We start from the raw sequence: 18,699 nt of genomic DNA on the forward strand, positions 1-18,699 counted from the left end.
CAGTTTGGGGTGGGGCTTTTCGGGAATGTGGCTGGCCATGGATGGCCAGCCCCAAGCGCACATGGATGTGCTCGTAGCGTTTCCCGAAAAGCCCCACCCCAAAGTGCGAAAACTCCAAAGGTGCAGGCTACGGATTCAAGACGCCAATGTCAGAGGTCCGTCAGACTCCCCCGCGCAATCTCGGTAATCTGCGCCCAGTCTTTCGCAGCCACAACATCCGATGGCGTCAACCAGGTGCCACCCACGGCCTGGACGTTGCCAAGGGCCAGGTAGTCTGCCGCCGTGTTACGGCGGATGCCGCCGGTGGGGCAAAAGGTAACATCCGGGAAAGGCCCACCGAAGGCTTTCAGGGCCGGGATACCGCCAGCGACTTCGGCCGGGAAGAACTTGAACTCCCGATAGCCCAGGTTGTAGCCGACCATCAGCTCGGAAATGGTGGCCACACCCGGCAACAGTGGCGCTTCCGACGTCAACGCGAATTCCAGGATAGCCTCGGTAACGCCCGGAGTAATCACGAACTGGGCGCCTGCAGCCTCAACCTGACGGTACTGGGCGATGCTGGTAACTGTGCCCGCACCTACCCACGCATCCGGAATAGCCTTGCGGACCTTTTCGATGGCTTTGATGCCGTGCTCGGTTCGCAGGGTGATTTCAAGAACGTTAATACCACCATCAACCAGTGCCTGGCACAGGGGCACTGCGTCGTCGATATCGTTAATTGTGATCACCGGTATCAGCGGGGAGGCACTCAATACCGTGCGGACACGCTCACGATGGTAATCGGAAAGTCGGCTCATAGTCTTCTCCATAAATAATTCAAAGTACTCAGGGACTCCAGAACACCTGCAAACCCGGTTTCAGGAAGGCCCGCACGGGCATCTGCATAACGCTTTCAAGGTCAGAAACAGCCTGGCTCAGGGTGTCCAGCTTGTCCTCACCCCGGAGATGTAATGCCGTGAATCGTGCATCCCGCAGCGGCGGCAAGGTCAGGGTTATTCGCTTCTGGGGCTGTGACGCCGGCGTCGTTGCGGCAACGATTTCCTGACACTGCGGATCCATGGCATGGGCCAGTTCCGGTGCATCGGGAAACAGCGAAGCGGTATGGCCGTCGTTGCCCATGCCCAGAATCAGCACATCCAGCGGCAGCGCCAGATCCGCCAGTTCGGCCTTAACTGCCTCCAGCCCTTCCGAAGGCGTGGCCCCAGGTTGTTTCAATGACAGGAATCGGGCCGACACAGCCTTATTTTGCAGCAGGTTTTCGCGGACCAATTGGGTGTTGCTGGCAGGGTCGTCTTCGCTCACCCAGCGCTCATCCGCCAGCAGAACGTCTACCCTGCTCCAGTCCAGATCCCTGCCCGACAAGGCCCTGAAAAAAGGCAGGGGCGTGGAGCCTCCGGAAACCACGAGACTGGCCCGGGTCGCCTCTCTCAGGCGAACCGCCAGAAAGCCGGCAACGGCATCGGCAAGAGCAAGCGCTACCTCATCCGGCGTCTCACCGAAGCGGGCCTGCACGCCTTCCGGCAATGTCAGATCAGACGTCTTCATACCAGCTCCTGCCGTCACGGGTGATCATTGCAATGGAGGCCACCGGGCCCCAGGTGCCGGCCGCGTAGCGCTTGGGCGGTTCGCCACCGTCTCTCCAGTTCTGGATAATCTGATCTACCCAGCGCCAGGCAAACTCAACCTCATCGCGGCGCACGAAGAGATATTGATTGCCCTTCATTACCTCCCACAGGAGACGCTCGTAGGCATCGGGAATCCGGTCGGTGGCAAAGGTCTCGGAGAAGGTCAGTTCCAGCGGGCCCTGGCGCAGGCGCATGCCTTTATCGAGCCCCTGATCCTTGGTAAGGATCTTCAGGGCCATGCCCTCATCCGGCTGCAGACGGATAATCAGCTTGTTGTTGGCCAGGTGCTTCTGGTCCGGATCAAAGATGTAATGGGGCGCTGGCTTGAAGTGAATAATAATCTGCGACAGCTTCTCGGGCAGGCGCTTGCCGGTGCGGATATAGAAGGGCACACCAGACCAGCGCCAGTTGTCGATTTCAGCTTTCAGTGCCACAAAGGTTTCGGTGGAACTGCCCTTGTTGGCGCCCTCCTCTTCCAGATAACCCGGTACCGGCTTGCCGTTGCTGGTGCCGGCGGTGTACTGCCCCCGAACAACAAAACTGTCCATCATGTCCGGAGTAATCCTTTTCAGCGCCTTCAGCACCTTCACTTTTTCATCCCGGATGCTGTCCGCGGAAAGATCCGAGGGCGGGTCCATGGCAATCAGGCACAGCAACTGCAGCAGGTGATTCTGGATCATGTCGCGAATCTGGCCGGCCTTGTCAAAATAGCCCCACCGGCCCTCGATGCCGACACTCTCCGCAACGGTTATCTCAACATGGGATATGTGGTTCTGATCCCACTGGGAAGCAAACAGGTTGTTGGCAAACCGCAGGGCGATGAGATTCTGGACCGTTTCCTTGCCCAGGTAATGATCGATACGGAACAACTGGTTCTCGTTATAGACCTCGCCCAGCTCATCGTTGATGACCTTCGACGATTCCAGATCGTGGCCGATCGGTTTCTCCACCACCACACGGGTCTTTTCAGTGCAGCAACTGGCCGAACGAAGGTTCCGGGCGATCACACCATACATGGAGGGAGGGGTTGCCATGTAAACGATGAGTTCGTTGTTGGCGTCATCACGCCACTCGTTAAGCACACTGAAAGTGTCTGGATCATTGAAATCCAGAATCTGGTAATCCACCCGCTGAAGAAAGGTATCGGCAACGGATGCGTCGAATTCTTCTGCTTTCACATGCTGCTTGAGCTTTTCGAGCAACTGCTTGCGCACAGTTCCGGTATCGGCATCCGTGCGGGCGATGGCAAGCACCCGGCTGCCATCCGCCAACAGGTTCGCCCGCTCAAGTTGATAGAGCGCGGGGAACAGTTTGCGCTGGGCAAGATCGCCCAGGGCTCCGAATAGCATCAGGTCACAACGGGTATTGATCTTGTTGACCATTGGTTCCTTCTCTTTGGTGGGCGGCCCGGCACTGAATCACCCGGGCGCGGTTTGATGTAGTAATTTTAAACAAATAATGACATCCAAAAATCGTTTTTCCAAGAAAAAAGTGCGCTTTGTGATATTTTTACTACCCAAAATACCGTAAAAAAGCGGTATAATCAGCGCGGTTTTACAATAACGATCGCCCATGCTTCAGGGAGTACCATAGATGGCCGCGAACCAGGCGCACCGTGACGACAATCTGCTTGAGGACATCCAGTCCCGGCTGGACAGCCTTAACAAATCCGAGCGCAAAGTGGCCGAGGCCATTCTCCGGGACCCGAGCGCGGCTACCCGCTACAGCATAGCTGCTCTGGCCCGGGCTGCCGACGTGAGCGAGCCCACGGTCAACCGGTTCTGCCGGGGGTTCTCGGCCACAGGCTTCCCGGACTTCAAGATCCGGCTGGCCCAGAGCATCGCAACAGGCACTCCCTACATAGGCCAGAATATCGAACCGGACGATACCGTTGCCGAATTCGCCGACAAGATTATGCTCAGCACCATTGCCAGCCTGGATAAATCACGCCAGGCCCTGGATCCAAAAGCCCTGGCCACGGCCATCGATTACCTGATCCAGGCCAAGCAGATCAATTTCTTTGGCATGGGCGGCTCGGCATCGGTGGCCCTGGACGCCCAGCACAAGTTTTTCCGCTTCAATATCCCGGTCATGTCCTACGACGATGCCCTGATGCAACGCATGGTTGCGGCGGGCGCCAATGTCGGCGATGTCATTGTCCTGATCTCCTACACCGGCCGGACCCGGGAAACAGTGGACATCGCCCAGTTGGCCCGGGCCAATGGTGCCACTGTGATCGGCATCACGAATCCGGACTCGCCCCTGGCGGAGATCTGCACGGTCGTGCTGGGCGTGACCGCGCCCGAGGACACCGAGGTGTACATGCCGATGTCGTCGCGCATTATTCACCTGACCGTTATCGACATCCTGGCAACCGGGGTAACCCTCAAGCGGGGCGTGGATTTCCTCGGCCACCTCAAGAAAATCAAGGAAAGCCTCAAACCCACCCGGTTCCCGCAAAACGACGCCTGAAAGGGGCGTCAGAAAAGCTGGCAAAGCGATAGATAGAGGGGCTCATCCTCCTACGCCCCTCCTCCCCCTGAAAACTCACCCCCCAAATTCTTCGGGGCGGATGATGTGCCCTCCCCTTCGTTACAACACTATGAAATCCGGTTTCCCAATGTCTGATTGGCAGAAGCTGCAATCGCGGGAACCGGAAGCCTGATTCGGCCAATACGGATGGATTTCGAATGGCCGGAGATTCCGCTTCCCTGACATTAAAACGACAAAAAGCACAGGACACAGATGATGCAAAACAAAAAGCGCTTCACGGTAAACAAACTTCCCCTCGCTGCTGCGATTACCGCGGCGGTGCTGGCTACCCCGGCCGTCGCCGTTGATTTTCACGGTTATGCCCGGGCTGGCGTCTCCAGCAATATTGGCAGTGGCGGTGAGCAAACCTGTTTCGGTAGCGGAGCTACTGGCCATTACGTCGGCCGCCTGGCCGATGAGTGCGACACTTATGCCGAGCTTGGCTTGGGCGAGGAACTGTTCAGCCAGGATGGCAAAACATTCCGTTTTGACTCAATGCTGTCGTACAGCGCCAATCGCCAGGGAAACGACTACCAGGCCCTGAACGGCTTCAACAACATCAACAATGTTGACTTCACCAACCAGGAAACCACGTCGAATAGCTCCGATCCTTACGGCGGCGGTGATATTGCCCTTCGCCAACTTTATGTTTCCGCCAAGAACGTTATCGAATTCCTGCCTGGCTCAACTCTCTGGGCTGGCAAGCGCTTCTACCAGCGCAAGGACATTCACCAGCTCGATCTGTTCTACCTCAGCAACTCCGGCTACGGCGCGGGTGTTGAGAACATCAAGGCAGGCTCGGGCCAGCTCTCTCTGGCCTACACCAATGCCGACACCAGTGATGGCGACAACTTCGTCCAGAATAACAAGTTCGATGTCAGGTATTCATTCCCCCTGGCCGGCGGGAACAATCTCGAGTTGATCGGCATCTACGCCATGGCCGACCTTACTGATGCCCAGGAAGCAGCGGGAATCAATGATGAGAATGGCTACTTCTTCACCGCCGAGCTCTCTTCAGGCGTGATGGGCGGCTTTAACAAGTTCGCCATCCAGTACGGTGCCGATTCCATGGGCTTCGCTGCCGCTGAAAATGGCAGCGGCGGTCGGGTCGACAACGGCAACGTGGCCGGATATTTCGAGTCCAGCTGGCGCCTTCTCAATCATGGGGTGATCAAACTGGGCAAAGGCTGGGACCTCGGCCATTCCGTTGTATACGAACAGGCCCAGTCTCATGACCCATCCGCGAAAGATGGCGAACGTCTGAGCATTGTCGCTCGCCCGATCTATAACTGGTCTCCGGTAATGAGTACGGCGATTGAAGTGGGTTACAGCGATACCGATCGCCCCTGGTTCGCCGAATCCCAGGATCTTGGGAAATTTGCCATTGCCCAACAGTGGCAAGCAGGTCCGGGATACTGGGCACGCCCTGTTATCCGTGTATACGCTGCAACCTTCTTCGGTGACGAGGCCGAAGCAGCGCGCGGCGGTGAAGGCATCGACGGAGATATCCAGGTCGGCGCCCAGATCGAAGCCTGGTGGTAAGGCTCTAAACGCCACACTCTCGTTGGACCTCTTGGGCCGGCATTTGCCGGCCCTTTTTTACGCCGATTTAAACACCGTTCTACCACCCCTCTCCTGATTCGCCTACGCCTCGAAAAGTTGCCCCCCGAAGGATGTCCTTTCGGTGCGATCGCGTAACCATGAATCTGGCCCGACTGGGTTCGAAGCCAAACAAAAACAATGGAAAAAGGGGATTTCCCATGCCTGAGCAAAAACTGGTTGCAGGTTTTTTCATGCTGGCGTTTACGCTGGCACTGACCGGCTGCAACTCCGGAAGCGACACTTCCTCGGCCGACGGTAGTGGCGGCGGCGTGAGCCAGACCGACGCATTAATCGAGCCGGACGAAAACGAAGCATTGCTTTATTACAAAAGAACGGACGAAAACTACACCGGCTGGGGCCTGCATCTTTGGAACAATCCCGCCGATGGCTGCAATGGCCTTGCCGAGGGTGTTCCAACGGAGTGGAGCAGCCCAAGGCTGCCCGATGGCATCAATGACACTTACGGCGCCTACTACCTGATTCCCATGCGCGAGGCCGGTGAGTGCATGAACTTCATCATGCACAAGGGCGCTGAAAAAGATCTGGGCGGTATTGACCATCGCTGGCATTTCGATGCTCTGGGCAACCGAATCTTTACACTCAGCGGAAGCCAGCAACTGTCGCAGAGCCCGATTGAGGCAAAAACCATCACCATCAGCGGCGCAAAAGCCCACTGGCTTGATGAAACTACCGTTGTCATCAAGGACGCCGACAACCTGGCCCGCCTTGAACTGCGCCATGACCAGAATGCGGGCATCCGCGTTACCGCAGACGAAACGCTCAGCGGCGGCCGGGTGATTCAGCTGTCAGCTTCGACCCTGCCGACCGCACTCGCGGAGCAGTTCCCCCACCTGGGCGACTGGCCCGCATTCGAGGTTCAGGCAGCAACCAGTGACATTAAAGCAGCCCTGAAGGGTCAGTTGGTTGCCGCCGGGTACAACAGCAGCGATGACCTGGTCTTCGCCACCGGGGTTCAGGTTCCCGGAGTTCTGGACGACCTGTTTGCCTATGACGGTGATCTGGGTGCCGTCGTAGAAGGAGCCGATGTGAATTTCGCCGTTTGGGCGCCAACCGCACAGAGCCTGCGAATACATGCCTTTGACGAGACAGGCTCATTACTCGCGGGCTACCCGGTAAACATGACCGAAACCGGAGGCGTCTGGCGCCACAGCGGAGATTTCGCTGAGCTGGATCATCAGTACTACCAGTACGAAATTTCCGTTTATCACCCGCGCACTGGTGAAATCGAAAATACCATGGTTTCGGATCCTTATGCCCTGAGCCTATCCGCTAACGGGCAATACGCACAGGTTGTCGATTTGGCAAACAGCCACAAACCTGCCGGCTGGGACACCCTGGCACCACCCGCCATGGCGGCTCCGGAAGATGTCGTAGTTTACGAGGCCCACATCCGGGATTTCAGTGCCACGGATGAGACACTGGAAAGAGCATTAAGGGGCAAGTACCGTGCGTTCACGGCCCCCGCCGATGGCAGTGTTGACAGCGTGGCACACCTCAAAGCCATGGCGGATGCCGGCGTAACCCACCTGCACCTGCTGCCGACCTTCGACCTTGCCACCGTCAACGAAAACCCGGACAACGTCGTCGACATTACCGACGATTTCAGTCGGCTGTGCAGGCTCTCCTCGGCAGCCGCCACGAACTACGCAAGCCTCTGCAACACTGGCAGAACCATTCGACAGGTTCTGGATGGCATGGATCCGCTGACTGGCGACGCCCAGGCTCTCTATAGCACCTTCAGGAGTCTGGACAGCTTCAACTGGGGCTACGATCCGGTGCACTACACCGTGCCGGAGGGCAGCTATGCCTCCGATGCCAACGGCGCCCAACGAATTCTGGAATTCCGCGAAATGGTGCAGGCTGCCACCGGGCTTGGCCTGAACGTAGTCATGGATGTGGTATACAACCACACCAACTCATCCGGGCTTGCCGAAAATTCTGTCCTGGACAAGCTGGTTCCGGGCTATTACCACCGCCAGAATCCGGAAACCGGAGCGGTTGAACATTCCACCTGCTGCGAGAATACCGCCAGCGAACACGCCATGATGGAAAAGCTCATGGTGGACTCACTGGTAACCTGGGCGGACCAGTACAGGATCTCCGGATTCCGCTTTGACCTCATGGGCCACCATATGCTCAGCAATATGGAGAAAGCGCTTGCAGCGGTAAAGGCGGTTGATCCGGACACCTACTTCTACGGGGAGGCCTGGAACTTCGGAGAAGTGGCCAATAATGCCCGGGGCCGGAACGCCATCCAGTCGAATATGGCAGGTACCGGCATCGGCTCTTTCAACGACCGGCTCCGGGATGCCGTTCGGGGCGGCGGCCCCTTTGACGGCGGCGATGCCATCCGCGCCAATCAGGGACTCGGCAATGGGCTCTTCACCTTCCCGAACGATCGCAACAGTGGCAGCGAAGACGAGAAAAACCGGCTTCTCCAGGTCAGCGACTGGGTTCGCATCGGTATTGCCGGCAGCCTGAGGGATTTCAGCTTTGAAACCGCCAATGGCGAGATCCTTAAGGGCTCCGAGATCGACTATAACGGGCAGAAAGCCGGCTACACCGACGATCCCCAGGAAATCATCAACTACGTGTCGAAGCACGACAACCAGACCCTGTGGGACAACAACCAATACAAGGCAGATTATGCCGCGACCACCATGGAGCGGGCGCAGATGCAGGTGGTCAGCCTGGCCGTACCCATCCTCAGCCAAGGCATCCCGTTCCTGCATATGGGCTCAGAGCTGCTGCGCTCGAAATCCATGGAACGCGACAGCTACGACTCCGGCGACTGGTACAACGAAGTGGACTTCAGTTACCAGAGCTCTGCCTGGAACCGGGGACTGCCTCGCCAGGACAAAGACGGCTCAAACTGGGATCTGATTACCGAAGTCATTCAATCCGCCGGAGCCAATGCGGTCCCGACACCTGAGGCCATCAGCTACACCAACGCCCAGGTTCAGAAGCTCATCGGGGTACGCAAGGACAGCCCGCTGTTCCGCCTGCAAACAGCCGAGGCTATCCAGAACCGGCTGCGCTTCCTGAATACCGGCACCGGACAGATTCCGGGCATGATTGGCTACAGCCTGCTGGATGATAACAGTAACGGCCTGGCAGATCTGGATGCGGTTAACGACGAAATCGTTGTTGTGATCAATGCCAGCAACAGCACTCAGATCCTCAACACGGCTCTGACCGGCGCCTTTGCGGTCCTGGCGGACACCTCACCAACTAACACGGCTAGCGCATCGGGCGGAGATTTCTCCGTTCCAGCGCTGTCCGTCGGGGTTTTTGCCCGCTGATCAACGCGTATTGAGACCACCACACAGCTACCGCCACACCCGGTGGCTTTTACTTTGACACCTCCGACGAAGTGCCACAGGTCTATATTAAAAAGGCCGAATAGCAGAAAAGCCCGGGCATTCGCACCGACTTTTCATCTCTACCGGGGCGCCAAACGGCGCCCTTTTTTCTAACCGAACCTACGGGCGCTCAACTTCCGCACGATTCCTCAGGAACTGCTGGTATGCAGCATACTCCTGCTGCCCCTCCAGCGATGCCAGGAATTGGCGAAGCTGATCCAGCTCCTTGCTATCCTCGGCAACCTCTCCATCGTTGACGGACTTCAGTGCAATGACCGAGGCAGAACTGGCTGACACGGTTTTGCCATAGCTCGCTTTGTCGTCGGCCGGACGGGGGAGCGAAAAAGCCTGTTGCATCACGGCAGGACCCGCTTTGGAGGAATTACGGGGCAGGCTGTCATAGCTGGTCCATTCCCCGGCACTCTCAGCAGAGTCGCCCGCCTCAAGTTTTGCGATGATGGCATCTGCCCTTTCAGCCAGGGCTTCCCGGGTTTTACGTTGCTCCAGCGCGGCCCGGATGTCATCGCGGACCTCTGCCAGAGGCAATTGCTTCGCCTCACGGTGTTCGCGGACCCGCGCCACCACAGAGACACTGTCACCGACATCAATCAGTTCGGTATTGTAGCCACCGTCCAGTACGTCCTCCGAGAACAGCTGGCGAACCAGGCCGTCATGATCGAACGGCGCTGGCCCCCCTTCCCGGGTGATGCCTTTCGCCTCGCGAACCTCCAGGCCAAACTCTTTAGCTGGACCGGCCAGGTCGTCAGCGGCGTAGGCTGAGTCGGCAAGCTGGGTCCGGATCTCGGCAAACCGCTCATTGGCCTTGTCTCGCGCAAGCTCGCGGCGCAACTGCTCTTCAATCTCTGCCAAAGGCGGCACCTCGGACTTTCTGATGTCCTCCAGACGAATCAGATGTACCCCGAACGATGTCCGAACCGGCTTGGAAACCTCGCCTTCCTCAAGGGCAAACAGTGCCTCCTCAAAGGCCGGATCATAGATCCCGCGGCCGGCATAGCCCAGGTCACCACCGTCCTTCGCCGACACCGTGTCGATGGAATACTCCCGGGCCAGATCAGCGAACGACTCGCCGGCTTTCAGGCGCTTCTGAATCTCTGCAATTGTCTCGTCGGCCTTGCTGCCCTGCTCGATCAGAATGTGGGATGCACGGCGTTCCTCACTGGCAAGATCAGCGGCACGCTGCTCGTAGTACGCCTTGAGTTCCTTGTCACTGATGTCGATGTTCTCGGCCAGCGCTCCCAGGGAAAGCGTGATATAGGCAGCATCTACCTGCTCAGGCTGTTTGAATGCATCTTTGTTCTGCTGGTAGAACTCTTCGATCTCGGCATCGCTTATCGACACCCTGTCGGAAACCGCACTGGCGGGAATATCGAGCACCCGGAAAGTCCTGGTCTGGTTCTGGATTTTCAGGAGCTGGGCTGCATTTTCATCCGCAACAACCGCGCTCTGGATGATGCCGGCACGTATCTGGTTGACCACATACTGCTTGCGTATTGCTTCGCGGAACTCGGCAACGCCCATTCCCATGTTTCGAACGGTCGCGACAAAGCGGTCACGGTTGAACTGTCCATCCACCTGGAACTGGGGCATCCGGGTAATCAACGCATCAATGTCGGCGTCACTGAGCTCAAGCCCCTGACTTCTCGCATCCTGGATCAGGACCTGCTGCTGAATCAGGGAGTCGAGAACGTCTTTACGGATCTGGTCTTCATTGAGCAGGGAAGGGTCAGGAGTTTCCATCCTGGACAGCTGGCGCTGGCTCTCCAACTGGACCACGCGGAGGAATTCCCGCTCGGGAATATCCTCACCATTAACGGTTGCCACTTCAGGCTCGCCGGTAAAACCGCCGATAATGGCGTCCATTCCCCAGATGGATAGCGACACGATCAGTACGCCGATTATAATCTTGGCAATCGTGCCCTGGGCATTTTCGCGAATATCTTGAAGCATGTTTCTCCCGAGTCCCTGTTCAAGGTCGTGCAGTGTTATTCGTTTCAGCGCGCTGTTACGGGCGGACCTAACGTAAAAAGGCGCACCCGGTTCGGAATGCGCCTTGAATTCTTCTTGGGTGGCCCCCTGTGACAGGAACCACCGGAGAAAGAACCGTTACTTAACGGCGTCTTTCAGGGCCTTGCCTGCTTTGAACCCAGGCACTTTGGAGGCCGGAATCTTGATCTCGGCACCCGTCTGCGGGTTACGACCGGTACGAGCAGCACGCTCTTTAACGGAGAAGGTACCAAAACCAATCAGAGTGACCTGATCGCCTTTTTTCAGGGCGCCGGTAATGGAGGTGGTCATTGCGTCCAGAGCACGGCCAGCGGCGGCTTTGGAGATATCTGCGGACTCTGCAATTGCATCGATAAGTTCGGACTTGTTCACACTAAACCCCTTCGATTCCAGGTTGAAGATGTTATAGGTTGGTTTGTTTTTTCTCGGACGTTCTCGACTATCGCATAAGCGGTCGGAGAATTCCATTCTTCAGTTTTCTTATTCCTTGCGGCATTAAACCGGTGATCGGAATAGGCACTTACTGCGCGGGAGCCCTTGGTATTGGCTGCTTCACGGCGAAACAGTTATACCAATGGGCTCTCTGGCATGTCAACAACTCATCAAGGCTTTAATGTGTATTTATGCGTTCTGAGGAGTCACCCTCGTCATCGCGGGGCTTACCGGAACCGGTTTCCGATGATGAGTCCACGGTCCGCGGCTCCGGCGGGTAAGCCAGTGCGATGTCGAGAACTTCGTCAATCCACTTGGCCGGGCGAATCTCCAGGGATTCCTTGATATTGTCCGGTATCTCCTTGAGATCCCTGACATTCTCATCAGGAATAATAACCGTCTTGATGCCCCCGCGATGCGCTGCCAGCAGCTTCTCCTTGAGCCCGCCAATCGCCAGCACACGCCCCCTCAGGGTGATCTCGCCGGTCATGGCAACGTCGGCCCGTACCGGAATCTTGGTCAGCGCTGAAACCAGTGCGGTGCACATGCCAATGCCCGCGCTCGGGCCGTCTTTGGGCGTTGCGCCCTCGGGAACGTGAACGTGCAGGTCATGCTTCTCGTGGAAGTCATCGGCAATACCAAGGCCCGGGGCCCGGCTACGAACCACCGTCAACGCCGTCTGGATTGACTCCTGCATGACATCGCCCAGGGACCCGGTTTTGACAACGCGTCCCTTGCCAGGGGTGAGAGCACACTCAATGTGCAGAAGCTCGCCGCCAACCTGGGTCCAGGCCAGCCCGGTAACCTGACCGATCTCGTTCTTCTCTTCCGCCAGTCCGTACTTGAACTTCTTGACCCCCGAGTAGTCCTCAAGCATCTCCGGCGTGATCGCCACGGAGGCCTTGTCGCCACTCTCGACGTGGTCGCGTACAACCTTGCGGCAGATCTTGGCAATTTCACGCTCGAGGCCACGGACACCCGCCTCACGGGTGTAGTAACGGATCAGGTCCCGAAGCGTTTCCTCCGGCAGCAGCAGTTCGTCCTTGCGCAGCCCATTGGCCTTGACCTGCTTGGGCAGCAGGTAGCGCAGCGCGATGTTGACCTTCTCCTCCTCGGTATACCCGGGAATGCGGATAATCTCCATCCGGTCCAGCAGGGCCGGCGGGATGTTCATGGAGTTCGAGGTACAGACAAACATCACATCCGAGAGATCGTAATCAACCTCCAGGTAATGATCGTTGAAGGTGTGGTTCTGTTCCGGGTCAAGCACCTCAAGCAGCGCAGAAGCAGGATCGCCACGGTGATCCATACCCATCTTGTCGATTTCATCAAACAGGAACAGCGGGTTCTTCACGCCCACCTTGGAGAGCTTCTGCAGAAGCTTGCCCGGCAGCGCCCCAATGTAGGTTTTCCGATGGCCGCGGATCTCGGCTTCATCGCGGACACCGCCCAAAGCCATTCGGGTGTATTTGCGATTGGTCGCACGTGCAATGGACTGCCCCAGCGAGGTCTTGCCGACGCCCGGAGGACCGACCAGACACAGGACAGGGCCTTTCACTTTCTTGACACGGCTCTGAACGGCCAGGTATTCCAGAATACGCTTCTTCACTTCATCCAGGCCGTAATGATCCTGGTCGAGGATTTCACGGGCCTTCTCGATGTCGTGGCGAACCCGGCTGCGCTTTTTCCAGGGGACTGCCAGCATCCAGTCAATGTAGCCCCGAACCACGGTGGCTTCCGCAGACATGGGCGACATCATCTTCAGCTTGTTAAGCTCGGTTTCGGTTTTCTTGCGGGCTTCTTCCGGCAGGCCGGCTTCCTCAAGCTTCTGCTCGAGCTCTTCGAAGTCGTTGTTGCCCTCGCCCAGGTTACCCATTTCTTTCTGGATAGCCTTCATCTGTTCGTTCAGATAGTACTCGCGCTGGCTGCGCTCCATCTGCTTTTTGACCCGGCCGCGAATGCGCTTCTCGACCTCAATCAGGTCAATCTCGCCATCGAGCTTGCCGAGCAACAGATCAACGCGCTTGCGGATATCCAGCGCTTCGAGGAGCTCCTGCTTTTCCGGAATACGCATCTCAAGATGCGCTGCCATGGTATCGGCCAGACGCTCAAGCTCGTCAATGCCGGTCAGGGCATTGGACACTTCCGAGGGCACCTTCTTGGAGAGCTTCACGTACTTCTCGAACTCGTCCATCAAGGTCTTGATCAGTACCTCTTCCTCGCGCTCTGGCAGACCGTCTTCATCCATCAGCACAGCGCTGCCTGAGAGGTACTCAGCCTCGCTGATATCGCTGATGGTGGCGCGGGCATTGCCCTCAACCAACACCTTCACGGTGCCGTCCGGCAGCCTGAGCATCTGCAGAACCGTGGCCAGGGTACCCATATCAAACACATCCTTTGGGCCCGGCTCATCGGTGGAAGCATCTTTCTGGGCGACCAGAAGAATCTCTTTGCTTCCCTCCATTGCGGCTTCCAGTGCCTGAATGGATTTTTCTCGGCCCACAAACAGGGGAACCACCATGTGGGGGAATACCACGACGTCTCGCAGCGGAAGCAGCGGATATTCGTGCACGGCATTTTCAGGTATCCGGGTCATAGGAAGTCCTCTGACGATATTTTTTTCAGCATATCACCCTTCATTGGGGCGCCGACGTAAATTGCAATATTTTTACCGGAGGGAACGAAGGGGAATGGCATATAACGAAAACGGGGTCAGATGAAAGCCTTCATCTGACCCCTGTCTGGCTGGGCCGCTTACGGGAAACAGCTCAATCCTCGGGCACCGCCTTGGCATGATCACTGCTAGCGTAGATCTTGAACGGCTCGGAATCTCCCTTGATCACGCTTTCATCAATCACAACCTTGGTGACGTCATGTTCAGACGGAATCTGGTACATGGTATCCAGCAACGTTGCTTCCATGATCGACCGCAAGCCACGGGCACCGGTTTTCCGAACCATGGCCTTCTTGGCAACGGCACGCAATGCATCATCCCGGAAATCCAGTTCAACGCCTTCCATGTCAAACAGCTTCTGGTACTGCCTGGTCAGCGAGTTCTTGGGCTCGGTCAGGATCTGGATCAGCGCCTCCTCATCGAGCTCGTTGAGCGTTGCAACCACTGGCAGACGGCCAACGAATTCCGGAATCAGGCCATACTTGACCAGATCTTCGGTTTCCACATCCTTAATGATATCGCCGGTGTTCTTGGCGTCGTCCTGGCTAGCCACGGAGGCCGAGAAGCCAATGCTGTTCTTCTCGGTGCGCTCACGAATCACCTTGTCGAGACCTGCAAAGGCACCGCCACAGATGAACAGCATGTTGCCGGTATCGACCTGCAGGAATTCCTGCTGGGGATGCTTGCGGCCACCCTGGGGAGGAACCGAGGCAACCGTGCCCTCAATCAGTTTCAGTAATGCCTGCTGCACACCCTCACCGGACACGTCCCGGGTAATCGAGGGGTTATCGGACTTGCGCGAGATCTTGTCGATCTCATCAATGTAGACAATGCCTCGTTGCGCCTTGTCGACATCATAGTCGCACTTCTGCAGCAGCTTCTGGATGATGTTCTCGACATCCTCACCCACGTACCCGGCTTCAGTCAGGGTGGTCGCGTCTGCAATAGTGAAAGGGACATTCAGCATGCGGGCCAGGGTCTCGGCCAGCAGGGTCTTACCGCTGCCCGTCGGGCCGATCAGCAGAATGTTGCTTTTGCCCAGCTCGACATCACCCTTACCTTCGCCATAGCGTAGACGTTTGTAATGGTTGTAAACCGCAACAGACAACACGACCTTGGCGCGATCCTGACCGATGACGTACTCGTCGAGGGTCGTGCGGATTTCGGCCGGAGTAGGAAGGCGATCGCCAGGCTCTTCCTGAGCATTCTCCTGGATTTCTTCCCGGATAATGTCATTGCACAGGTCAACGCACTCGTCGCAGATGAACACCGAGGGCCCTGCAATGAGCTTACGGACTTCATGCTGGCTCTTTCCACAAAACGAGCAGTAGAGCAACTTGCCGTTATCGTCGCCCCTGCCGTTTCTTTCATCTGCCATTGAAATACCTCTGATCTCGTTTTGCCGGTGCAAAGAACTCATGCGCCGGTCAAGTATGATGCGATTACTTCCAGTATTATTTATTCGGTACGCGCTTATCAAGTATAGAATCAATCAGCCCATACTCTTTGGCCTGAGACGGATCCATGAAGTAATCACGGTCTGTGTCCCTGGCGATGGTCTCCAGATCCTGCCCGGTATGGTGGGCAAGGATTGAGTTCAGCGTATGCCGGATTTTGAGAATCTCACGAGTGTGAATCTCGATATCCGTAGCCTGCCCCTGATAGCCGCCCAGCGGCTGGTGGATCATCACGCGGGAGTTGGGCAGGCACGCTCGCTTACCGGCAGCGCCACCGGCAAGCAGAAACGCACCCATGCTGGCGGCCTGGCCGACACACAGCGTTGCCACATCCGGCTTGATAAACTGCATGGTGTCGTAGATGGACATGCCTGCAGTCACGGAGCCACCCGGGCTATTGATATAAAGGTGGATGTCCTTGTCCGGGTTTTCCGATTCCAGAAACAGGAGCTGAGCCACAATCAGGTTCGCCATGTGGTCTTCCACTTGACCCACCATGAAGATCACCCGCTCCTTGAGCAGACGGGAATAGATATCGAACGACCGCTCACCGCGAGCTGTCTGCTCGATAACAATCGGGACCAGTCCGGAACTGGTAACCATTGCGGGACCATCAATTGGTTTCTGCGTCATGATGCGCCTGAACTCCTTATGGACAATGGGTCGTGGACTCGTGCCACGGCAGTTTCAATCATCTTGCACTCTATACTTTGCCAGCAGCAGGCCCAGATGAAAACAGCCGGGCATGCCGGCTGTTTTCAGGGATTGGCCAGCAGGACCGAAACACATTCCGGTCCCGGGGCAAATCAGCGCTGGGGCTGACCGGCCTGAATGGCCTCTTCGTACTTGACCGCCTTTTCTTTCACGCTGGCCTGTTCAAGTACGAGGTCAACAACCGCATCTTCCAGTACTGAGGACTCGATCTGGGACTTCTGTTCCGGGTTGCTGTTGAAGTGTGCAACAACCTCCTCGGGCTGTTCATACGTTGACGCAATCTCCTGGATCTTTTCTTCCACTTTCGCCGGATCCGCCTTCAGGTCATTTTTCTTGACCACTTCCTGGAACAGAAGACCGGTCTTCACACGACGCTCAGCCTGCTCCTGGAAAATCTCCTTCGGCAGTTGCTGGAAATCCACCTGGCCGCCGAAACGCTGAACGGCGTCTTGACGGAGACGGTCAATTTCCTGATCCACGAGGGCAGCGGGAATATCCAGCTCGGTGGTTTCGAGCAGGCCATCCACAACATCATTCTTGACCTTGTTGGAAACCGCCTGCTTGAGCTCCCGCTCCATGTTCTTTTTGACTTCCTCACGGAATGCCGCTTCGTCTTCGGCATCGATACCGAACTTCTTGAAGAATTCAGTATCCAGTTCCGGCAACTGGGGCTCTTCCACCTTGTGGATCTTGATTTCGAACCTGGCCGGCTTGCCCGCCAGGTCCTCGTTCTGGTAATCCTCCGGGAAGGTCACTTCGATTTCCATATCTTCGCCGGCCTTACCGCCCACAATGGCTTTCTCGAAGCCCGGAATCATCTGGCCGGAGCCCAGGGTCAGGCGATGGCCCTCGGCAGCACCGCCCTCGAATTCCTCGCCATCGATAAAACCTTTGAAATCAATAGTCAGCACGTCCTTGTTCTTGGACTTGCGGCCAACTTCTTTCATGGTCGCTTGCTGGCGACGCAGGTTGTCGATCATATTATCGACATCTTTGTCAGTGATTTCGGAGGTCAGCTTCTCGACAGAGATCTTGCTCAGATCGCCGAGCTCGATTTCCGGAAGAACTTCGAAAATGGCAACGAACTCGAGGTCCTTGCCTTCTTCCATGGTCTTCGGCTCAAACTTCGGCCAGCCTGCCGGGTTGATGTCCTGCTCCTGCAGCGCCTTGATGTAGTTGTCGCGCATAACCTCGCCGACGATTTCCTGGCGGACGCTGTCACCGAAACGACGCTTGACCACGCTCAGGGGCACTTTACCCGGACGGAAACCATTAAGACGCACGGTACGTGCGGTTTCCTGCAGGCGTTTCTGAACCGCCTGATCAATTTCCTGGGCGGGCACACCAATCGTCATGCGACGCTCGATGTTGGAGGTCGTTTCAACAGACACTTGCATGGAAGATCCTCAAATTACAGGTTCGGTATGTGAATGAAATTAAAACCAAAAGTCCTTTCAGGGGGAACGCCCGCAAAAGGACCGAAAATTAAAAGCCGGTAGTTTATCATGCTTTGCACCGCCGAGAGAATCACCTGACTCGGCACTTTGGCGTGCGGCGCAGACAATGGGCCCGTGAACGTGCCGGAAAAGAGATGGGGACGAAACCGAAAAAAGAAAGGGGGGGGGGTGGTGCGCGAGGAGAGACTCGAACTCTCACGGGTTGCCCCACTGGAACCTAAATCCAGCGCGTCTACCAGTTCCGCCACTCGCGCACAACAGAATGAAGAATGCCCGATGACCGTCAAGTCATCAATCAGTTCAACAAACGCGGAATCAAACCTGAAAGAAAAGTGGGGTGGACGAAGGGGTTCGAACCCTCGACCGCAGGAGTCACAATCCTGAGCTCTACCAACTGAGCTACGTCCACCACATCGGGACATGCCACTACTTTTCAACTTTGCTGGTTACGGTCGCTCCGGCGCGGACCAAGCCGACGACTTGATGGCGCGCCCGGCAGGACTCGAACCTGCGACCACCCGCTTAGAAGGCGGGTGCTCTATCCAGCTGAGCTACGGGCGCTTGACCGTTCGCCCACCTGAATATCCAGAAAATGGTCGGGGTAGAGAGATTCGAACTCCCGACATCCTGCTCCCAAAGCAGGCGCGCTACCAGACTGCGCTATACCCCGTCTGAACTGAACAACAAGTGCCTCAGCAAAGTTGGCGCGCATATTACCGGCGCCGGCGGGCGCCGTCAACACGGAATTCCAATTTCCCTGAAACAACAGTCTCTTCAGTGACAAAAGGCCCGAGAGAA

At 56.9% G+C, this 18,699-nt stretch carries 12 protein-coding genes and 4 tRNA genes; 3 read left to right on the forward strand and 13 right to left on the reverse strand.

Going from position 1 to position 18,699, the window contains the following annotated elements:
- Nucleotides 1-149: 149 nt before the first annotated feature.
- Genes msub_RS04880 through zwf form a run of 3 tightly spaced genes read right to left on the reverse strand, consistent with a single transcriptional unit; the run spans nt 150 to nt 3,007 of the window.
- Nucleotides 150-797, reverse strand: a complete 648-nt coding sequence (locus msub_RS04880) for a bifunctional 4-hydroxy-2-oxoglutarate aldolase/2-dehydro-3-deoxy-phosphogluconate aldolase (RefSeq protein WP_048494977.1) — start codon at nt 795-797, stop codon at nt 150-152.
- A gap of 28 nt (nt 798-825) precedes the next feature.
- On the reverse strand, nt 826-1,545 hold the full coding sequence (pgl, locus tag msub_RS04885) for a 6-phosphogluconolactonase (protein WP_048494978.1): 720 nt from the start codon (nt 1,543-1,545) through the stop codon (nt 826-828).
- Complete coding sequence (gene zwf, locus msub_RS04890) at nt 1,532-3,007, reverse strand: glucose-6-phosphate dehydrogenase (protein WP_048494979.1); 1,476 nt, start codon at nt 3,005-3,007, stop codon at nt 1,532-1,534. Before zwf ends, pgl begins: the two co-directional genes overlap by 14 nt.
- 211 nt (nt 3,008-3,218) lie before the next feature.
- Here zwf and msub_RS04895 point away from each other — a divergent pair, with 211 nt between their 5' ends.
- The 3 genes from msub_RS04895 (at nt 3,219) to pulA (ending at nt 9,082) form a co-directional block, all read left to right on the forward strand.
- Nucleotides 3,219-4,097 carry a MurR/RpiR family transcriptional regulator gene (locus tag msub_RS04895; protein ID WP_048494980.1) on the forward strand — a complete coding sequence of 293 codons (879 nt, stop codon included), beginning with the start codon at nt 3,219-3,221 and terminating at the stop codon, nt 4,095-4,097.
- Nucleotides 4,098-4,370: 273 nt separating this feature from the next.
- Entirely contained in the window at nt 4,371-5,699 is a 1,329-nt protein-coding gene (lamB, locus tag msub_RS04900) for a maltoporin LamB (RefSeq protein WP_227506643.1), read from the forward strand.
- Between the two features lie 218 nt (nt 5,700-5,917).
- Nucleotides 5,918-9,082 (forward strand): pullulanase-type alpha-1,6-glucosidase, encoded by a 3,165-nt coding sequence (pulA, locus tag msub_RS04905; protein ID WP_048496978.1) that lies wholly within the window; start codon nt 5,918-5,920, stop codon nt 9,080-9,082.
- Between the two features lie 180 nt (nt 9,083-9,262).
- Here the strand turns inward: pulA and msub_RS04910 are convergent, their stop codons facing one another.
- The 10 genes from msub_RS04910 to msub_RS04955 all read right to left on the reverse strand — a co-directional run bounded on the left by msub_RS04910 (nt 9,263) and on the right by msub_RS04955 (nt 18,571).
- A complete protein-coding gene (locus msub_RS04910) occupies nt 9,263-11,110 on the reverse strand; it encodes a SurA N-terminal domain-containing protein (protein ID WP_048494982.1) in 1,848 nt (615 codons plus the stop codon).
- 156 nt (nt 11,111-11,266) lie between these two features.
- Nucleotides 11,267-11,539, reverse strand: coding sequence for an HU family DNA-binding protein (locus msub_RS04915; RefSeq protein ID WP_027832426.1), 273 nt, complete (start codon nt 11,537-11,539; stop codon nt 11,267-11,269).
- Nucleotides 11,540-11,777: 238 nt separating this feature from the next.
- On the reverse strand, nt 11,778-14,195 hold the full coding sequence (gene lon / locus msub_RS04920; protein ID WP_048494983.1) for an endopeptidase La: 2,418 nt from the start codon (nt 14,193-14,195) through the stop codon (nt 11,778-11,780).
- A gap of 172 nt (nt 14,196-14,367) precedes the next feature.
- Entirely contained in the window at nt 14,368-15,651 is a 1,284-nt protein-coding gene (gene clpX, locus msub_RS04925; RefSeq protein ID WP_048494984.1) for an ATP-dependent Clp protease ATP-binding subunit ClpX, read from the reverse strand.
- Between the two features lie 76 nt (nt 15,652-15,727).
- Nucleotides 15,728-16,363 (reverse strand): ATP-dependent Clp endopeptidase proteolytic subunit ClpP, encoded by a 636-nt coding sequence (gene clpP, locus msub_RS04930; RefSeq protein ID WP_048494985.1) that lies wholly within the window; start codon nt 16,361-16,363, stop codon nt 15,728-15,730.
- Between the two features lie 173 nt (nt 16,364-16,536).
- The gene (gene tig / locus msub_RS04935) at nt 16,537-17,841 is read right to left on the reverse strand and encodes a trigger factor (RefSeq protein ID WP_048494986.1); all 1,305 of its coding nucleotides are present in this window, start codon (nt 17,839-17,841) and stop codon (nt 16,537-16,539) included.
- A gap of 229 nt (nt 17,842-18,070) precedes the next feature.
- Nucleotides 18,071-18,155, reverse strand: a tRNA-Leu gene (locus msub_RS04940).
- 79 nt (nt 18,156-18,234) lie between these two features.
- Nucleotides 18,235-18,310 (reverse strand) — tRNA-His (locus msub_RS04945).
- Between the two features lie 75 nt (nt 18,311-18,385).
- A tRNA-Arg gene (locus tag msub_RS04950) sits at nt 18,386-18,462 on the reverse strand.
- Between the two features lie 32 nt (nt 18,463-18,494).
- Nucleotides 18,495-18,571, reverse strand: a tRNA-Pro gene (locus msub_RS04955).
- Nucleotides 18,572-18,699: the final 128 nt, after the last annotated feature.

The sequence above is a fragment of the Marinobacter subterrani genome (assembly GCF_001045555.1).
Taxonomy (GTDB): domain Bacteria; phylum Pseudomonadota; class Gammaproteobacteria; order Pseudomonadales; family Oleiphilaceae; genus Marinobacter; species Marinobacter subterrani.